This window comes from Azonexus sp. GW821-FHT04F04, assembly GCF_059420025.1.
Genome location: NZ_JBWKSX010000013.1, coordinates 52,646 through 69,194 on the forward strand (window position 1 = coordinate 52,646; position 16,549 = coordinate 69,194).

At 55.2% G+C, this 16,549-nt stretch carries 19 protein-coding genes; 3 read left to right on the forward strand and 16 right to left on the reverse strand.

Annotation, left to right across the window (positions count from 1 at the left end; all coding sequences use genetic code 11):
• Nucleotides 1-14 precede the first annotated feature (14 nt).
• The 9 genes from flgJ to flgB are packed head-to-tail and all read right to left on the reverse strand — an operon-like array spanning nt 15 to nt 7,103.
• Nucleotides 15-971, reverse strand: coding sequence for a flagellar assembly peptidoglycan hydrolase FlgJ (flgJ, locus tag AC07TV_RS19930; protein ID WP_494650124.1), 957 nt, complete (start codon nt 969-971; stop codon nt 15-17).
• A 16-nt stretch (nt 972-987) separates the two neighbouring features.
• Nucleotides 988-2,082: a flagellar basal body P-ring protein FlgI gene (locus AC07TV_RS19935; protein ID WP_494650125.1), complete on the reverse strand. Its 1,095-nt coding sequence runs from the start codon at nt 2,080-2,082 to the stop codon at nt 988-990.
• Between the two features lie 24 nt (nt 2,083-2,106).
• Nucleotides 2,107-2,763, reverse strand: coding sequence for a flagellar basal body L-ring protein FlgH (locus AC07TV_RS19940; RefSeq protein ID WP_494650126.1), 657 nt, complete (start codon nt 2,761-2,763; stop codon nt 2,107-2,109).
• Nucleotides 2,764-2,772: 9 nt separating this feature from the next.
• Nucleotides 2,773-3,555 (reverse strand): flagellar basal-body rod protein FlgG, encoded by a 783-nt coding sequence (flgG, locus tag AC07TV_RS19945; RefSeq protein WP_494650127.1) that lies wholly within the window; start codon nt 3,553-3,555, stop codon nt 2,773-2,775.
• Between the two features lie 12 nt (nt 3,556-3,567).
• Nucleotides 3,568-4,311, reverse strand: a complete 744-nt coding sequence (flgF, locus tag AC07TV_RS19950; protein WP_494650128.1) for a flagellar basal-body rod protein FlgF — start codon at nt 4,309-4,311, stop codon at nt 3,568-3,570.
• Nucleotides 4,312-4,342: 31 nt separating this feature from the next.
• Nucleotides 4,343-5,566, reverse strand: a complete 1,224-nt coding sequence (gene flgE / locus AC07TV_RS19955) for a flagellar hook protein FlgE (protein ID WP_494650129.1) — start codon at nt 5,564-5,566, stop codon at nt 4,343-4,345.
• 21 nt (nt 5,567-5,587) lie between these two features.
• Nucleotides 5,588-6,259, reverse strand: a complete 672-nt coding sequence (locus AC07TV_RS19960; RefSeq protein ID WP_494650130.1) for a flagellar hook assembly protein FlgD — start codon at nt 6,257-6,259, stop codon at nt 5,588-5,590.
• A gap of 11 nt (nt 6,260-6,270) precedes the next feature.
• Nucleotides 6,271-6,681 carry a flagellar basal body rod protein FlgC gene (flgC, locus tag AC07TV_RS19965; protein WP_494650131.1) on the reverse strand — a complete coding sequence of 137 codons (411 nt, stop codon included), beginning with the start codon at nt 6,679-6,681 and terminating at the stop codon, nt 6,271-6,273.
• A gap of 11 nt (nt 6,682-6,692) precedes the next feature.
• Nucleotides 6,693-7,103: a flagellar basal body rod protein FlgB gene (gene flgB / locus AC07TV_RS19970; RefSeq protein ID WP_494650132.1), complete on the reverse strand. Its 411-nt coding sequence runs from the start codon at nt 7,101-7,103 to the stop codon at nt 6,693-6,695.
• 101 nt (nt 7,104-7,204) lie between these two features.
• On the opposite strand from flgB, the gene flgA reads away from it, so the two are divergent.
• From flgA to AC07TV_RS19985, 3 genes are all read left to right on the forward strand, one after another.
• The gene (flgA, locus tag AC07TV_RS19975) at nt 7,205-7,876 is read left to right on the forward strand and encodes a flagellar basal body P-ring formation chaperone FlgA (protein ID WP_494650133.1); all 672 of its coding nucleotides are present in this window, start codon (nt 7,205-7,207) and stop codon (nt 7,874-7,876) included.
• Between the two features lie 64 nt (nt 7,877-7,940).
• Nucleotides 7,941-8,219, forward strand: a complete 279-nt coding sequence (flgM, locus tag AC07TV_RS19980; protein ID WP_494650134.1) for a flagellar biosynthesis anti-sigma factor FlgM — start codon at nt 7,941-7,943, stop codon at nt 8,217-8,219.
• On the forward strand, nt 8,219-8,677 hold the full coding sequence (locus AC07TV_RS19985; RefSeq protein WP_494650135.1) for a flagella synthesis protein FlgN: 459 nt from the start codon (nt 8,219-8,221) through the stop codon (nt 8,675-8,677). The genes flgM and AC07TV_RS19985 overlap by 1 nt, the downstream gene beginning before the upstream one ends.
• Nucleotides 8,678-8,695: 18 nt before the next feature.
• Here the strand turns inward: AC07TV_RS19985 and motD are convergent, their stop codons facing one another.
• Genes motD through flhB form a run of 7 tightly spaced genes read right to left on the reverse strand, consistent with a single transcriptional unit; the run spans nt 8,696 to nt 16,533 of the window.
• Nucleotides 8,696-9,499, reverse strand: coding sequence for a flagellar motor protein MotD (gene motD / locus AC07TV_RS19990; RefSeq protein WP_494650136.1), 804 nt, complete (start codon nt 9,497-9,499; stop codon nt 8,696-8,698).
• Nucleotides 9,499-10,239 (reverse strand): flagellar motor protein, encoded by a 741-nt coding sequence (locus AC07TV_RS19995; protein WP_494650137.1) that lies wholly within the window; start codon nt 10,237-10,239, stop codon nt 9,499-9,501. The genes motD and AC07TV_RS19995 overlap by 1 nt, the downstream gene beginning before the upstream one ends.
• On the reverse strand, nt 10,232-10,984 hold the full coding sequence (locus AC07TV_RS20000; RefSeq protein ID WP_494650138.1) for an RNA polymerase sigma factor FliA: 753 nt from the start codon (nt 10,982-10,984) through the stop codon (nt 10,232-10,234). The genes AC07TV_RS19995 and AC07TV_RS20000 overlap by 8 nt, the downstream gene beginning before the upstream one ends.
• Entirely contained in the window at nt 10,984-11,874 is an 891-nt protein-coding gene (locus tag AC07TV_RS20005; RefSeq protein ID WP_494650139.1) for a MinD/ParA family ATP-binding protein, read from the reverse strand. The genes AC07TV_RS20000 and AC07TV_RS20005 overlap by 1 nt, the downstream gene beginning before the upstream one ends.
• The gene (gene flhF, locus AC07TV_RS20010; RefSeq protein ID WP_494650140.1) at nt 11,867-13,318 is read right to left on the reverse strand and encodes a flagellar biosynthesis GTPase FlhF; all 1,452 of its coding nucleotides are present in this window, start codon (nt 13,316-13,318) and stop codon (nt 11,867-11,869) included. Before flhF ends, AC07TV_RS20005 begins: the two co-directional genes overlap by 8 nt.
• Nucleotides 13,315-15,399: a flagellar biosynthesis protein FlhA gene (flhA, locus tag AC07TV_RS20015; RefSeq protein ID WP_494650141.1), complete on the reverse strand. Its 2,085-nt coding sequence runs from the start codon at nt 15,397-15,399 to the stop codon at nt 13,315-13,317. Before flhA ends, flhF begins: the two co-directional genes overlap by 4 nt.
• On the reverse strand, nt 15,400-16,533 hold the full coding sequence (flhB, locus tag AC07TV_RS20020; RefSeq protein ID WP_494650142.1) for a flagellar biosynthesis protein FlhB: 1,134 nt from the start codon (nt 16,531-16,533) through the stop codon (nt 15,400-15,402).
• Nucleotides 16,534-16,549 lie beyond the last annotated feature (16 nt).

Below are 16,549 nucleotides of genomic sequence, written 5' to 3' on the forward strand. Positions count from 1 at the left end.
ATATTGAGGGCGGATCAACCGGTAAGTGCTTGGCGCAGTGTCGGGCCATTGATGATGCGCGAAAGCTTGTCGGCGTACATCGGATCAGTGGCATACCCTGCTTGTTGTAAACGCCGTGCAAACTCTGTGCCATCCTGAGACCCAATCACATCGGTATAGCGCGGGCTATTGCGGAGCAGATTGGCATAGTCACGGAAGCATTCTTCATAGGATGCGTAAGCGCGGAAACGTTCGGTTACCTTGGTGGGCTGGCCATCGACATACTCGGTCGTCGCTGCCTCAACGGTATCGCCCGTCCAGCTTTTTCCGGCCTTGATACCGAACAGGTTGAAACTGTTCGTCCCGTCCGCCTTGCGAATTTCGCCCCGCCCCCAACCGCTCTCGAGCGCGGAATGGCCAATTAAAAAAACGGGCGGAATTCCGGTTGACCGTGACGCTTCAACCGCATGCGGCCAGACACGATTGACGAACTCGCGTGAAGAGGCTGGCGCCTCCTGGCTGACAGTTGGTGTCGCCGAAGCATTGGTACCATACGAAGCAGAGGTTGGCAGACCACTCAGTACGGGTCTGTGTTGCAGGTGACTGACGTCGGAAACGGCAAGCGGCAAATCCTTGGCGGCAGCAGTTGCCGGTGCCATCAACTCCTCCTGCCCCTTGGGGGTTTCCAGATGCCGCCCCAGCTGCTGTTCGATCAGCCGTGCAAACCCGACACCACCGCGACTCGCAGCCATGTTCTGAGCCATTTGCTGATCAAGCATACCGGTATAGAAACGCGACTGATCACTATTGAGCAGCCCATCCTGCGGCGTTGCATCGCGCATGCTCTTCATGACCATCTGCAGGAAGAGCGCCTCGAACTGCTGCGCTGCGACCTTCAGACCTTGCTTCGGATCCTTCTGAAACTGGCTGCGTAAATCCTGCGAGCCCTGAATATCAAAAGCTGCGCGGTTAGGCGTATCCTGAATTTTCATTGAACTTGTACGCCGCTCAGATAACTTCGAGTTCGGCGCGCAAAGCTCCAGCAGCCTTCATGGCCTGAAGGATGGCGAGAAGATCAAGAGGATTGGCACCGAGGGCATTGAGCGCCCTGACCACTTCAGCCAGATTGGCCCCCGCCTTGACGTTTACCAGACTGCCGTTTGCCTGCTTGACCTGAATATCGGCTGGCTGCCCGGTCGCCTGATTGCCCGCATCTACGACCACCGAGAGACTGCCATGCGCCACTGCACACGAGTCAAGCGTCACTTTCTGATTCATGACCACTGAGCCGGTCCGTGGATTGATAACCACCAGGGCGTTCCCGACTGCCGGCTTAACATCCAAATCCTCAAGGCGCCCCAGAAAGGCAACGCGTTGATCGATATCGTCCGGAGCGCGCACAGCAATTCGCCGCCCATCAACAGCGCGAGCCGTCCCCGGCGCAATCGCCCGGTTGATTGCTTCGACCATATTTTGTACGGTTCCGAAATCAGTGCTGCCCAGTTCGTAATAGATGAATCCGCCCTGGCCTACTGCTGTCGGGACATCTCGCTCAATCGTCGCGCCAGCCGGCACTCTTCCCGCCGACAGGTGGTTGACCGCTATCTTCGACCCGCCTGAAGAGGCTCCGACACCGCCAACCAGAACGTTGCCCTGAGCGACGGCGTAGACCTGTCCATCGCCCCCTTTCAGCTGGGTCATCAGCAGGGTGCCACCACGCAGGCTTTTCGCGTTGCCAATCGATGAGACGGTGATATCGATCGCCTGTCCAGGCTTGGAGAATGGCGGCATAACCGCAGTAACCATGACAGCGGCGACATTTTTCAACTGGAGCTTGGTCGCCTGTTCTGTCGTCAGATTGACTCCAAGCTGGGACAGCATGTTGCCGATAGCCTGGGTCGTAAACGGTGTTTGTGTTGTCTGGTCGCCGGTATTGTCGAGCCCGACGACGATGCCATAGCCGATCAACTGGTTATTGCGCACCCCTTGAATCGACGCAAGATCCTTGATGCGCTCGGCAAAGGCGGGTTGGCCACAAAGCGGCAGAAGACAAGCGGCCACAATTGCCGCCTGCCGGTACCAATTGCCGCAAAATGTCTTCATGATCTGTCTCCGCCTGAATATTTCCTAGAATGGCAGGACATTAAGGAAGAATCGTGCCATCCAGCCCATGATCTGACCATCGCTGATCTGGCCGGCCGATTTGTACTCAATTCGCGCATCAGCCACTTTGGAAGATTCGATCGTATTGGAGAAATCGACGAAGCTCGGATTGATCACACCGGAAATGCGGACAAACTCCTGCTCCTCTCCGATCGCCAGTTGTTTTTCCCCTGAAACCAGCAAATTCCCGTTTGGCATGACATCAATAACGGTGACGGTAATGTTGCCGTTAAACACATTGTTGTTCGCAGCAGAGCCTTTGCCGCTGAACGAGGTGGAACTCGTGGCGCCCAAGTCCATGCCCAGCAAGCCCTTGCCAGGCAAACCGGAAAACGCACTGACCGAAGCCTTTTGCGTGTTCGACTTGTCCAGCTTGTTCGCGTTGGCAGCCGACGCTGTTGTGCTTTCGGAAATCTTGATCGTGATCGTATCGCCGACATAGCGTGCCCGACGATCTTCAAATAGCGGACGGCTGTAGGCTGCCTGGTAGATCGCACCATTCGTCACCGGAGACTCCATGCGCGGTGCCGGACGAGCCGACATCGGTTGGTGCACATTGGTCGGCGGCGTTGTCGCGCAAGCACTCGTCAATACAACAGCCAGCAATGACAGACGTTTCATGATTTCACCTCATAGCTGGGTAAGACGTCCCAGCATTGCATCGGAGACCGAGACCACCTTCGAGTTCAGTTCATAGGCGCGTTGGGTCTGAATCATCGTGACAAGCTCTTCGGCAACGTTGACGTTGGAGGTTTCTACGTAACCCTGGTTGGTCACCCCGGCGCCATTGGTTCCCGGGGTATTGGGCGTCGGCGTTCCACTTGCCGCAGTCTCCAGAAACAGGTTCTGACCGATCGCCTGCAATCCGCCATTGTTGACGAAAGTCGCCAGTTGAATCGAGCCGATCTGAGTCGCAGCAGCCGTTCCAGACTGCGTGACCGTCACCGTCCCATCAGTTCCGATCGAGACGGAGAGGGCATTGGCAGGAATCGTGATGTTGGGCTGCAACGGGTAACCGTCGGCGGTAACGATCTGGCCCTGATTGTCTTTCTGGAATGAACCGTCTCTTGTATAGCCAGTCGTCCCATCCGGCAGAAGAATCTGGAAGAAGCCGCTGCCTTGAACCGCCACGTCCAGCGTGTTGTCCGTTTTCTGGAGATTGCCTTGGGTGTACAGGCGCGCCGTTGCCACCGGTCGAGCCCCTGCCCCCAATTGCAGTCCGGTCGGAATCTGGGATTGCTGTGACGATTGCGCGCCAGGCTGGCGCAGGTTCTGATAGAGCAAGTCCTCGAAAACCGCCCGGGAACGCTTGTAGCCATTCGTTCCGACGTTGGCCAGATTGTTGGCAATGACATCGAGCTGCGTTTGCTGGGCATCGAGTCCGGTTCGGGCAATCCACAGGGAACGGATCATGATTTGGTCCTATCAGGAATTCAGGGAGAGCAATTGATCGGCGCGCTGGGCATTGGTGTCGGCGGTTTGCAGCATCTTGATTTGCATTTCAAACTGGCGTGAGAGGCTGATCAAGTTGACCATCGCATCGGTCACATTGACGTTGCTGCCTTCCAGCGAACCCGAAGCAACGCGAACCGTTGCGTCCGCTTCTGCGGGCTGTCCGCTACGCAGACGAAACAGACCGTCGGCTCCACGCACCAGGTCCGCCTCCGGAGGATTAACCAGCTTCAAACGTCCGATCGCGTTGGCATTGTTCGGTGTACCAAAACTAGGCACAACGGAAACCGTTCCATCTGGGGCAATTTCAATATTGTTGTCGGGCGGCACGTTGATCGGACCACCATCGCCGACCACCGGATAACCACTCTTGGTCTGCAGCAGCCCGGCCACATCGACATCCAGACTGCCGGCACGGGTATAGGCCTCACTGCCATCGGGCAGCTGCACAGCCAGCCAGCCACGCCCCTGAACTGAAACATCAAGGTTGCGGCCGGTAAACATCACCGGACCTTCGCTGAAAACGTCGCTGACGGAAGCGTCGACGACGAATGCCCGCGTCGGCATGGCATCGCTCAGAATCGGCACCGCCCGGAAGCGATGCTCCTGCGCCTTGAAGCCAACAGTGCTGGCATTGGCGAGGTTGTTGGCTGTACCGGCCTGCTGCATGAAGACATGCTTGGCACCGGTCATGGCGGTATAAATCAGGCGATCCACGGTGAACTCGAAAAAAGGTCAAAAATCGAAATTAGCGGATATTCACGAGTGTCTGCAGAATCTGGTCCTGCGTCTTGATCGACTGGGCACTGGCCTGGTAGTTGCGCTGCTGGACAATCAGGTTGACCAGTTCAGCCGTCAGGTCGACGTTCGACTCTTCGATCGCCGATGCCTGCAACACACCGAAAATACCCGTATTCGGATTACCCGGCGTTGGCTGCCCTGAGTCAGCCGTTTCCGACCACTGGTTGTTACCGATCGAAGAGAGACCATTCGGGTTGCGGAAGTTGAACAAGGCGACCTGACCAATATCGCGCGTCTGACCATTGTCGTAGCGCGCCTGGACAATACCGTCCTTGGACACGCTGACCCCGGCCAGATTGCCCGGAGCAAAGCCGTTCTGCGTCAGGTCATTCACGGCGAACGGACTACCGAACTGGGTCATATTCGAGACGTTGATGTCAAATGCCAGGGGCGTCACCGCGCCGGTAGTCACAGCGTAGCTCTTGCTTATTGTCCCGGACGAAGTCAGCGAACCTGACGAGTTGAAAGTTACCGTACCCGCCGCCTCTGCAGCAGTTGGCGCCGCGCCGTCCATACGGGTGTACAACGTCCACTCGTTTGGTGTTGCTGTCTTGAGGAAATAATAGGACAAGGTATGCGGATTACCCAGCGAGTCATACACCGTCATTGCCGTTGAACTATTGTAAGTATCCGGATCGGTCGGATCGAACGGCGTCTGAGCCGGAACCGTCTGGCGAGAATCCAGATTGGCTGTCACTGCGGCAGTACTGGTCGGATTCGGTGTGCCAGTGACGAAATCAACTTTGAGTTGATCGGTCGGTGGCTGCTGCGGAATGCTGCCGGTCGAGTCGGCGAGCACACCAAGCAACTTGCGGTTCTGGTCATTGATGATGAAGCCATCCTTATCCAGATGGAACTGACCGTTGCGCGAATAACTTACCGAGCCGTTCTGGGTCAGTCCAAAAAAGCCCGTACCGTTGATGGCAATATCCAGCGGGTTGTTCGTCGCGGTAATGTTGCCCTGGGTATATTGCTGCAGGACCCCGCTCAACGTGCTACCAATACCGATTTGCGAACCGCCGCCCCCTTGCAAGGAAGCACCATATACATCGGCAAAGTGCGTAGCCGAGGACTTGAAGCCGACAGTCGATGCGTTGGCAATATTGTTACCGGCAACGTCCAGCGCCTTGGAAGAGGAAGCCAGACCGCTCAAACCTTGTTGGAATGCCATGATGTACTCCTTGACTCAATCTTAGTAAATCTGTTCGACGGAACTGAAATCGACCAGGCCTGTTCCGGGAATTTCCAGCTGAAAGCCGTTCTGCCCCCTTACAAGAGCAGATACCGTGCCAACCTCCAGCGCCGTCGCCGTCACCTTGTTTGCCCCTTGGGTAGCCTGCACCGAGAACTGGTAGGTTTCATTCGCCAAACGTGTTCCGTCCGCATTCTTGCCATCCCAAATAAAGTCAATCACGCCTGCCTTTTGGGCACCGAGGTCCTCCTGAGCGACCTTCACGCCTTTAGAGTCGCTGATAATGATGCTGACTTTGTCCGCGTCACCATCCAGCTTGACCCCACCCAGCGCACCGTTATCACCCAACGGCAGAGAATTGCCGGCGGCAAGGACATTTTTGCCGACCAGAGAAGAGGACTGCATGGAAAGTGCATCGCTGTAGGATGTCAGCAGCTTTTGCAGAGTACTGTTCAGGCTGTCGATACCCTTGACTGTATTGATCTGTGCCAGTTGACTGGTAATTTCCGCGTTATCCATCGGATTAAGCGGGTCCTGATTCTGCATCTGGGTAACCAGCATGGTCATGAAACGGTCGCCTAATTGATCAGCCGTGCTGGTCGTTGACGTTTTGTTCTCGGAAAGTTGCTGTATAACCGAGTTGACCGTGGAACTACTAGTAACGCTACTCATGACTCATCTCCTTATTGACCGATCTGCAGCGTGCGCAGCATCATCGTTTTTGCGGTATTCATAACCTCGACATTCGTCTGATACGAGCGCGAAGCGGAAATCATGTTGGTCATTTCCTCAACCACATTGACGTTCGGGAAAGCGACATAACCCTTTTCATCGGCGGCTGGATTTTTGGGGTCGTACACCACCCGCGGCGGTGACGCATCATCAACGACCTGACGTACGCGCACCCCCTTCGAAATATCTCCGGCGCCACCCATTGGCGTGGCCTCAAACACCACCTGCTTGGCTCTATAGGGCTGCCCGTCCGACGATACGATGCTGTCAGCATTGGCAAGATTCGAGGCTACCGCGTTGAGGCGCATTGACTGCGCAGTCATCGCACTAGAGGACACCTGAAAAACATTAAACAAACTCATTCAGCCTCTCCTTAACTTTGACTGGACGCCATTGCACTGCGCAGCCCTTGGAACTTGCTGCTGATCATCTGGGTAAGAATCTGGTACTGGAGGGCGTTGTCTGTAATCTGGGCGCGCTCGACATCCATATCGACAGTGTTGCCATCAACAGCCGACTGAGTCTCCGTGCGATATTGCAGTGTCCCAGAGCCGCTCATACCATTTCCCTGCTGATGCGCGCTGGAGGTCACGGCCATGCTCAACGCCCCAACATCGGCACGACTAGCCAAGGCGTTTTGCATGGCTGACTTGAAATCAATATCGCGAGCCTTGAAATTCGGCGTATCAGCATTGGCAATGTTCGATGCCAACACCTGGTGGCGCTGGGTACGCAAATCAAGCGCTTTGCTAAGAACCGAAAAACTTTGGGCTATATTCGACATCGTTAACTCCAACAATCGTTGGCTAACGAAAAGCACACTTCATGCCACAACAAAATTGACGCGCCGTAGCGGTCTCAATAGGGCAAAATGCAGCAATGAATATGCGTCTTCTTGCCCTGCCTTGTTTGCTGGCCCAATGCTTGGTCGCCCTTGCTGCCGACTCGGCAACGATTCTCGACACAGCAGAACAGCATATTCGCCTGCAAACGAAAAACCTGGGCGGCAAAACCACCATCACAATGGGGCAGTTTGATGCCAGCAGACTCTCGCCATGCACAGTACTCGAGGCATTTACGCCGCAAGGCAGCAAGGTTATTGGACGAATCCACGTTGGTGTCCGCTGCCTATCGCCGAACAGCTGGACGGTTCTGGTACCGGCTCAAATTGCCGTGGCCGGCAACTATGTCACGACCAGCCGACCACTAATTGCCGGTCAAGTGATCAAGGAATCCGACTTGGTCACACTCAGTGGAGATATCTCCCATTTACCAGCCGGCGTCGCCAGCGATCCCGCTGGCGTAGTCGGAAAGACCGTCCGTAACTCACTAGGCGCAGGCCAGACCATACGCTTCGACCAGTTAGTTGCCCCGATAGTCATCCGCCAAGGCCAAACCGTGCGGGTAATTTCGAAAGGCAACGGTTTCTCCGTCAGCGCTGAAGGCAAAGCAATCAACAACGCGGCGATTGGCCAGCCCGCGCAGATTCGCATGAACTCAGGCCAGACAATAACAGGCACTGCCCGAGCAGACAGCTCCGTAGAAATCGAATTTTGAGCTAAAGTTTCACCATTGGCGGCCGATATACCGTTTAAGATCAAAAAGCATTGCGAGCCACATCATGAAAATTGACAGTAAATACAACCTTGGCACGACGCCGGTTACACCACGCCCCGTCACACGCGGATCACAAGAGACCGCATCCACAGCGGAGTCGGTGAGTCTGAGCCAGCTCGCAGGTGCCTTGCAAGGCGCCGAGAAACCGCCGGTTAATGCTGCACGCATTCAGGAAATCAAGGAAGCCATCTCCCAAGGCCGCTTCAAGATTAATCCAGAAGCAATAGCAGATGGACTGATCCAATCCGCCCGCGACCTTCTCGACTCTCAGCGCAAGGCCTGATGAACGCTGTCGTCGCCCTGTTAAAGCGGGAAACCGAACTGGTTATCCGTTTTCGCGACACGCTCTTGCGCGAGCAGGATATTCTGCGCTCCGGCAGCTCTGATGGATTGACTGAAGTAAATAATGAAAAGTTATCGCTGGTCGAATTCCTAAATCAAGCTGGCACCGAACGTTCGCGCACCCTTTCATCCGGCGGCGAGCCTACTATCGACATGCAAGCATGGTTTTCGGCACACCCACAGGAAAAAGAATCCGCTGCTCTTTGGGAGGGCATGTTGAAAATTGCACGGGAAGCCCGCGGGATAAACGAGCTAAATGGAAACCTGATTAGTGTACTGCATCAAAAAACCAGCGAAGCGCTCGCCATCCTGACGCATTCCCAAGCAGACCAATCTCTATATAGCAGTAGCGGCCAGGCTGCCATGAGTACAGGTAGTCGAATCATCGACTCGGCTTGATCTCTAAATTGAAGCAGATCAGCGACCAATTTCCTTTGGCGCTTCGTTGATCTCAGTGGGCTCTTCCGGGCGATTTGAGTCAATCATGACGCTGACACGGCGATTTCTGGCCCGTCCTTCCGGAGTCGTATTGGTTTCAACTGGTCTGGTATCACCATAGCCAATTGCCGTAAGTCGCTCGGCCCCCACCCCCCCATCGTTAAACAGCCTGAGCACCGTCGTCGCTCGCATCGCTGACAATTCCCAATTGGATGGGAATTGAGGCGTAGCTATCGGCACATTATCTGTGTGCCCCTCAATTGTGATCGGATAATCCGTATCGGCGAGCACCTGCGCGATAACACCCATGGCGCTAATTGATGCTGGCTGCAAACGCGCCTGCCCTGCGGAAAACAGAACGCTGTCATTTATCTCGATAGTCACGCCACGACTCGTCTCCAGCAGGCGAACTTTGCCTGCTGCGACAAGCGGCTGCAGCGCCTCCATGATGCTGCCTGCCACATTCTTCATCTTTTGCCGCTGCTCGGCCTTTTTGGCCTCGTTCTTGACCGTCTCCGGCGCCTTGTCAACTTTGATGACCGGCCGCGGCAGCATGGGGAGGGCACCCTGAATGACCGCTACCGGCTGCCCACCCGACTCGCCTGTTTTGTTGTTGAAAGCATTGGTCAGCGAATTGGACAGTACCTTGTATTTCCCTTCGTTTACCGACGACACGGCATACATGACCACAAAAAACGCAAACAGCAGGGTGATGAAATCGGCGTAGGAGACTAACCAGCGCTCGTGGTTTTCAGGCTCCTCATCTCTACGCTTGCGGGCCATCAGTGAAGATAGCCTTTCAGGCGCCCTTCAATAATTCGGGGATTGTCACCGACCGCAATGCCGACAAGACCATCAACAAGCATTTCACGCGATGAAACCATACGCATCACGTAATACTTAAGTTTGGCTGCGATAGGAAGATAGACAAGGTTGGCCAATCCGACGCCATAAATCGTTGCGACAAACGCTACAGCGATTCCTCCGCCGAGCTTGGTAGGGTCTGACAGATTCTCCATGACATGAATCAACCCCATCACAGCCCCCAGAATCCCTATCGTAGGGGAGTAGCCTCCAGCCGCATCCCATATTTTTGCCGACTGGCGCCACTCATCTTCAAAGGTGCCTATTTCGACCTCCAGCAATTCCCGGATTCTCTCTGGATCTGCACCATCGACAAGGAGTTGCAGGCCCTTGCGAGCGAACTCGTCCTTTATTCCTGGAATATAGTTTTCCAGAGCCAGCAGCCCCTCGCGCCGCGACATCTGGCTCCAGTTAAGAATCTGTTCGATCAGACGCTTCTGCTCAATGACAGGGGGGATCCAAACCCACTTTGCCATCTTTATTCCACGCTTGAAGATATGGATCGGACTCTGCAACAACACCGCCCCCAAGGTACCACCCAGGACGATCAGCAAAGCTGTTGGCTGGACCAGGGAGCCAACACTTCCTCCCTCAAGATACTGGCCGCCAATGATCGCAACAATACTTATTGCGAGGCCGGCGAGGCTGATCTTATCCACCAGCCTTCTCCTTGCGACGTTTTGCGGCGGCGGGAACTTCACCGACAATACGGCTACGCAGCCGTGCGACAGCCTGGGTATGCAACTGACAAACCCGGGACTCGGTGACCCCCATAACCTCGCCAATTTCCCTCAAATTCAAATCCTGCTCATAGTACAAAGCCATCATCAACTTTTCACGCTCCGGCAACAGACCGATGGCCAGCACGAGTTGCTCCTTTACGCCCCTGTCTTCCAGAATGCTTACCGGGTCTGCGTCATTATCCGTAAAGTGCCGTTCGAGAAAACCCTCGTCGTCTGAACCGGAAAAATCTTCGTAATAGACAATTTGATGGCCACGCGCATCCTGAAGCGTCCGTTGGTAATCGGTCAAGGACAGACCCAAGGCGTCAGCCAGCTCCTTTTCTGAGGGTGCGCGACCATGTTCGTGCTCAAGCTGGTTGATGGTCGTTTCGATGCGGCGCAGCTCCCGACGCAAATTCCGTGGCAACCAATCATTTTCCCGAAGGCCATCCAGCATGGCGCCGCGGATTCGTTGTGTTGCATAGGTTTCGAACTGCGCGCCAAAACCTTCCTGATACCGATCTATTGCGTCAAGCAACCCTAGCATCCCGTTCTGGACGAGATCATCAAACTGCACACTGGGTGGTAGGCGAGCCATCAGATGATAGGCGATACGCTTCACCAGCGGCGCGAAGCGCTGAACCAGCTGATCCCTATCTGGCTGCCCGGCAGCGGTATACATCAGGCTCGTAGTACGTTGGGGGTTATACGTTGGCTCAAGTGTAACAGCTGCTGCATGAACTGACCGACACCTGCAGCCTCGCATTCGCTGCGCTGCCAGTAAAGCATATCCGAGGCGATGTCTCGGAACGCCGCAGCCGACTGCGAATCCGGGGCCTGAACCAGGACCGAACGACATAGCTGAGCTGACTGACGCAGTGCTTCATCGAGCGGAATAGCACCAGCAAAATCCAGGCGAGCCACACCCCGCTGTGCGGCTACCTGGGCGATGTTCTCGAATATTGAGCGGGCATCGGCGTGACTGCGAACCTTGTTCACCAAAATTCGAAAGTGCTTTCGCGAAAAGGCATGGCTCACTTTTTTAATCAGGGAATATGCTTCAGTTATCGAAGAGCTACTACCCGACAGAACCACTACAGCCTCCTGAGATACCAGACCAAATGGCGAAAAGCCATTTGGATGTGCCATGCTGGCGTCAACTAGGATTACGTCGATAGGCCTCTCCAGACCAGACATGGCATCAAGCAAGGTCTGCTGCTGAGGCAACGACAGCCGCCCGAGTTTTCTTGCCGCTCGAGCTGCCGGCAGAACCCGTAATCCAAGCATGGGCTGAAGCAAGACTTGCGAAAGCTGCATTTCGCGCTGGACTACATTTAAAAGATCGTGCCGAGCGACTAGGCCGAAAGTGGACGCAATATCGTCACCCGGCACATGCTCGTCGATGATTAGAACCTCTTTTCCAAGGCGTGCCAGCGCCACACCAATATTGGCCACGGCAACACTGCGTCCAACACCATCACATCCAGCAACAAATGTAATGACTTGCAATTGCTGCCCCCCGCCTAGTAGGCGGCGCAATCCAGCCGCCTGATCAACACGAAAGTCAGCCACGACGGCCTCCAACGGCAACCATGCCTGCACTTGCCATCATGAGCCCGGGTTCGAGGCCATCGAATTTGTGAGGAGAACTTTCAGGAACATCCTTGAAGGCACGATGCAGGAGATAGCTGCGATTGGGCAGATGCAAATCCTCTGGCACGCGTTGCCCATTGGAAACATATTGAAGCTTCAGTCCATGGCGCATGATGACATCCAGAACTGTCGCCAGACTGGCAGCTTCGTCAATTTTCGTCAGGATGCATCCGGCGAGCGTCTCACCAGCATAGGCGCGCACAACGTCATCGAGAGTATCGCCACGTGAAGTCGAGTTCAGCAGCAGCAAGCGCTCAACGTCACACCCCGCGAGCATGTCCGTCAACTCAGGAACCAGTTTATCCCTCTGGCTCATCCCCATCGTATCGATCAGCACCATGTGCTTGTGCTGCAGCTCCATCAATGTCTGTCGCAGTTCATTTGCATCCTTGACCAAGTGCACGGATACACCAAGGATACGACCGTAGATACGTAGTTGTTCATGGGCACCAATCCGATAACCATCGGTAGTGACCAGTGCCACCTTGCTTGGCCCATGGCGTAAAACACAACGCGCCGCCAGCTTCGCAGTTGTTGTCGTCTTCCCCACTCCGGTCGGACCGACTAGCGCGTAAACGCCGCCCCGATCAACGATATCATTTTCATTGCCAATGGTCAGGAGCGAGCGATCAGCCGCCCCCTTTACCCACGCCATTGCCTCCAGACCATTCATTTCACGCGGTAGATCGACAAGCAATTCACGAGAAAACTGCGGAGAAAATCCGGCATCAAGCATCTGGCGCAAAATATCTGTCTTTACCGGCTCTGAGCGCGCAGCCTCACCCCAGGCAAAGCCTGCGAGGTGCTGTTCGACAATTTTGCGCAGCGAACGGATTTCGTCCATTACCTCCATTGGAACCACTTCAGCTTCTGCACGGCGGGGAGGGGCTGAAGAAATTGTGGCCGAGTGCGCCGACTGGGCGATTGGCGTCGTTTTCAAGGGTGCTGCGGTCGACGGACCAGGACGGCTATTTTCCATCTGTCGCAATGCCCCGGTTCGAGGTATTCCGGCATTGACTGATGCTGACGGAGTTTTCTGAGGATGTGCCTGACGCTGCGATGATGCAGAAGGAGGAGGAACCACGGTTGGCTGTGGCGGCTGGGATATCCTCGCTCGCGCCGAACTCAGCACCACACGATAATCATCCTCAGGATGACTATCCGGCAGTTGCCGCTCAGATGCTGCGCTTTCTCCTACTGGGGTGGGAATAATCATTGCCATATCGCGCGCGGCTACTGCCATGATCTCGACACCGCCAGGAACGCCGCGATTGGAAAGTATGATCGCATCGTTACCTAGCGTCTCCTTGACCTTCCGCAAGGCATCCCTTGCATTGGCGGCGATGAATTTTCTGACGTTCATGTTCTACCTCCGATGATCGAGGTCACCTTGATAATTCTTGTTTCAGGAACTTCGTTGTGAGACAACACTTTCAGCTGCGGAACATTGCGCCGCAGGAATCTGGACAGGAGCAGACGCAGGCTAGCCGGCACAAGCAACACAGCCGGCAACCCCAGCCCCTCTTGGCGCCCGGCAGCCAAGGCTGTCTCACGCAAAAGCGTGTCGGCGAGGCCCGGTTCAAAGCTGGTATTTTCGGAACCGCCGGCCACCGCCTGAGACAAGAGGCGCTCCAAGGTCGGATCAAGAGACATGACCTGCATTTCGCTATTCCCAGGGAAGAGCTGCTGAGCAATTGCACGGCCAAGGGCGATACGAACCTGGCTCGACAGTTCGTCCGCATTTTGAGTGCGCGTCGCGTGGTCGGCGACGGTTTCGATGATGGTTCGCATGTCGCGGATATGAACCCCCTCTTCGAGCATCGCCTGCAAGACTTTTTGCAAGGTGCCAAGAGGAAGAACCTTTGGGACGAGATCTTCGACCAGTTTCGGAATTTCCTTGGCGAGATGGTCCAGCAGTTGCTGGACCTCCTGTCGACCAAGCAGTTCAGCCGCATGCGTCAGGATCAGATGATTGAGATGCGTGGCAACCACGGTCGAGGCATCTACCACCGTATAACCATAGGCCTGCGCCTGCTCACGCTGCCCTGGATCGATCCAGACTGCGGGAAGGCCAAATGCTGGATCCTTGGTAACAGCGCCATTCAGCGTCCCCGCCACACGGCCAGGATTGATTGCCATCAACTGGCCAGCATAGGCCTCCCCCTGCCCGACCTCTACGCCTTTCAAAAGTATCCGATAGGCATTTGGCTTCAATTCGAGATTGTCTCGAATATGTACCGGGGAAACGAGGAAACCGACTTCCTGCGCAAATTTTTTGCGAATCCCACGAATCCGGCGCAGTAATTCTCCATCCTGAGACTTGTCAACCAAGGGAATTAGACGGTAACCAACCTCAAGCCCTAGCACATCCAGAGGAGCGACATCGCCCCAACTCGCCTCCAAAGCATCCTGAACCGGCGCCGGTGCCACTTTTACCGGCGCCTCGACAATACGCTTCTCTTTTTCCATCATCCGCCAAGACATCCAGCCCATGCCAGAAGCCAACATGAGGAAGACCAGGTTTGGCATACCCGGAATGAGCCCAAGGAACCCAACGATCGCAGCAGTAATACCAATCGCCTTGGCATTCCGGAACATCTGCCCCATAACCTGCTGACCGATATCACGATCATCCGACACCCGTGTAACAACCATGCCTGCCGCGATAGAGATTATCAATCCGGGAATCTGCGCAACGAGGCCATCACCAATGGTCAATAGGGTGTAATTCTTTGCTGCCTGAGCCAGCTCCATGTCGTGCTGCAATACGCCAACAATCAGCCCACCCACGACATTGAGCAGCATGATGATGATGCCCGCCACGGCGTCGCCGCGTACAAACTTTGACGCACCATCCATCGAACCAAAAAACTCTGCCTCGCGGGAAATCTCCGAACGACGCCTACGGGCATCCTCTTCACCAATCAAACCGGCGTTGAGGTCCGCATCAATAGCCATCTGCTTGCCCGGCATGGCATCAAGCGTGAAGCGCGCCGACACTTCAGCTACCCGGCCAGCACCCTTGGTAATTACAACGAAATTAATAACCACAAGGATCATGAACACCAGGATACCGACGGCAAAGTTCCCGCCAACCATGAAATGCCCAAACGCCTCAATCACTTTCCCGGCCGCGTCGGGCCCCGTATGCCCCTCGAGCATAACCACTCGGGTCGACGCAACATTCAACGACAGGCGAAGCAGAGTCGTGACCAACAGCACCGTCGGAAAGACTGAAAATTCCAGCGTTTTTTGCGTGTTGACCGCAACAAGCAAAACCAACACCGATATTGCGATGTTAAAAGTAAAGAACACATCCAGCGCAAAAGCCGGAAGAGGCAGCACCATCATCGCCAGAATCATCAAAATCAAGACCGGGGCGGCCAGTTGGGAGGCATTCATCCGCCCAATGAAGTTCTGCATACCGAATGACGAGACTGCCATTTACGCAGCCTCCGGGACTAGTTCAGGCGGCACCGGCAGGTCACGCGGCGGCACTGGATAGATTCCGCCTACCTGACGCCAGTTGGCAAGCTGATAGATATAAGCAAGAACCTCCGCGACTGCACTGTACAGGGCGGAGGGGATTTCTGAATCAAGTTCAGCATGCTTGTAGAGCGCCCGCGCCAGTGGCGGCGCCTCAATTATCGGCACCACGTTCTCATGGGCCAGCTCTCGTATCCTCAAGGCTATCGCCCCAGCCCCCTTCGCCACCACCTTTGGCGCAGCCATACCGGTTTGGTAGGCCAGGGCAACCGCAAAATGAGTCGGGTTTGTAACCACAACATTGGCTGTAGGAACCGCCGCCATCATGCGCTTGCGCGCTGCCTGCATCTGTAGGCTACGGATACGCCCCTTGACGTGCGGGTCACCCATCATCTCCTTCATTTCCTGCTTGACCTCTTCCTTGGTCATCTTCAACTTATCGAAGTATTGCCAGAGCTGGAAGGGAACATCAGCAGCCACAACCAGCACCAGCGTCGCGGCCATGATCAAAAAAGAGAAGGAAACCAGATTTCCGGCATGCACGAGCCCCGCATCCAGTGGCTCGCTCAACAACCCGAATATTTCGTCACGCTGTTTCCATACCAATGCAACAGCAACCCCGCCAAGCAACCCCGCTTTCAGAACAGCCTTACCCAGCTCCATCAGGCTATTCCAGGAAAACATCCGGCCAAAACCGGTGAGCGGGTTCAGTCGATTGAAATCGGGCACTAGTGCCTGCGGCGAAAACACCCACGCATTCAGGAAAAACGGAGGCAGAACAGCAGCCAGCAAGATCAGGCCAAGAAGCGGGGAAAAAACAAATAGTGCATCACCTGAAATTTCGGCCAAGCGAGGCAGCATCAATGCCGGCTCACGCATAACCTCAGACTCAACTGTGAAGCCATTTTTGACAATCACCATGGAGCGCTGCATCAACCAGCCACCCATCATCCAAAAAGTGGCGCCAGCAACAATCAGAACAAGAAAAGTGCCCAACTCTCGGGAATGCGGGACCTGTCCCTTCTCCCGGGCCTGCTCGATTCGCCTACTCGTAGGCTCTTCAGTTTTCTCGAGGTCGCTATCTTCGGCCATAGCCATCTTTGGTTTA

Coding starts and splice junctions, on each gene's coding strand:
- motD (WP_494650136.1), bottom strand. CDS start 9,499: ATGGCCCGCAAGCGTAGAGATGAGGAGCCTGAAAACCACGAGCGCTGG.
- flhB (WP_494650142.1), bottom strand. CDS start 16,533: ATGGCCGAAGATAGCGACCTCGAGAAAACTGAAGAGCCTACGAGTAGG.
- flgB (WP_494650132.1), bottom strand. CDS start 7,103: ATGTCGAATATAGCCCAAAGTTTTTCGGTTCTTAGCAAAGCGCTTGAT.
- flgG (WP_494650127.1), bottom strand. CDS start 3,555: ATGATCCGTTCCCTGTGGATTGCCCGAACCGGACTCGATGCCCAGCAA.
- flgE (WP_494650129.1), bottom strand. CDS start 5,566: ATGGCATTCCAACAAGGTTTGAGCGGTCTGGCTTCCTCTTCCAAGGCG.
- AC07TV_RS19940 (WP_494650126.1), bottom strand. CDS start 2,763: ATGAAACGTCTGTCATTGCTGGCTGTTGTATTGACGAGTGCTTGCGCG.
- flhA (WP_494650141.1), bottom strand. CDS start 15,399: ATGGCAGTCTCGTCATTCGGTATGCAGAACTTCATTGGGCGGATGAAT.
- flgM (WP_494650134.1), top strand. CDS start 7,941: ATGAAAATTGACAGTAAATACAACCTTGGCACGACGCCGGTTACACCA.
- flhF (WP_494650140.1), bottom strand. CDS start 13,318: ATGAACGTCAGAAAATTCATCGCCGCCAATGCAAGGGATGCCTTGCGG.
- flgC (WP_494650131.1), bottom strand. CDS start 6,681: ATGAGTTTGTTTAATGTTTTTCAGGTGTCCTCTAGTGCGATGACTGCG.
- AC07TV_RS20000 (WP_494650138.1), bottom strand. CDS start 10,984: ATGTATACCGCTGCCGGGCAGCCAGATAGGGATCAGCTGGTTCAGCGC.
- flgA (WP_494650133.1), top strand. CDS start 7,205: ATGCGTCTTCTTGCCCTGCCTTGTTTGCTGGCCCAATGCTTGGTCGCC.
- AC07TV_RS19935 (WP_494650125.1), bottom strand. CDS start 2,082: ATGAAGACATTTTGCGGCAATTGGTACCGGCAGGCGGCAATTGTGGCC.
- AC07TV_RS19960 (WP_494650130.1), bottom strand. CDS start 6,259: ATGAGTAGCGTTACTAGTAGTTCCACGGTCAACTCGGTTATACAGCAA.
- flgJ (WP_494650124.1), bottom strand. CDS start 971: ATGAAAATTCAGGATACGCCTAACCGCGCAGCTTTTGATATTCAGGGC.
- AC07TV_RS19985 (WP_494650135.1), top strand. CDS start 8,219: ATGAACGCTGTCGTCGCCCTGTTAAAGCGGGAAACCGAACTGGTTATC.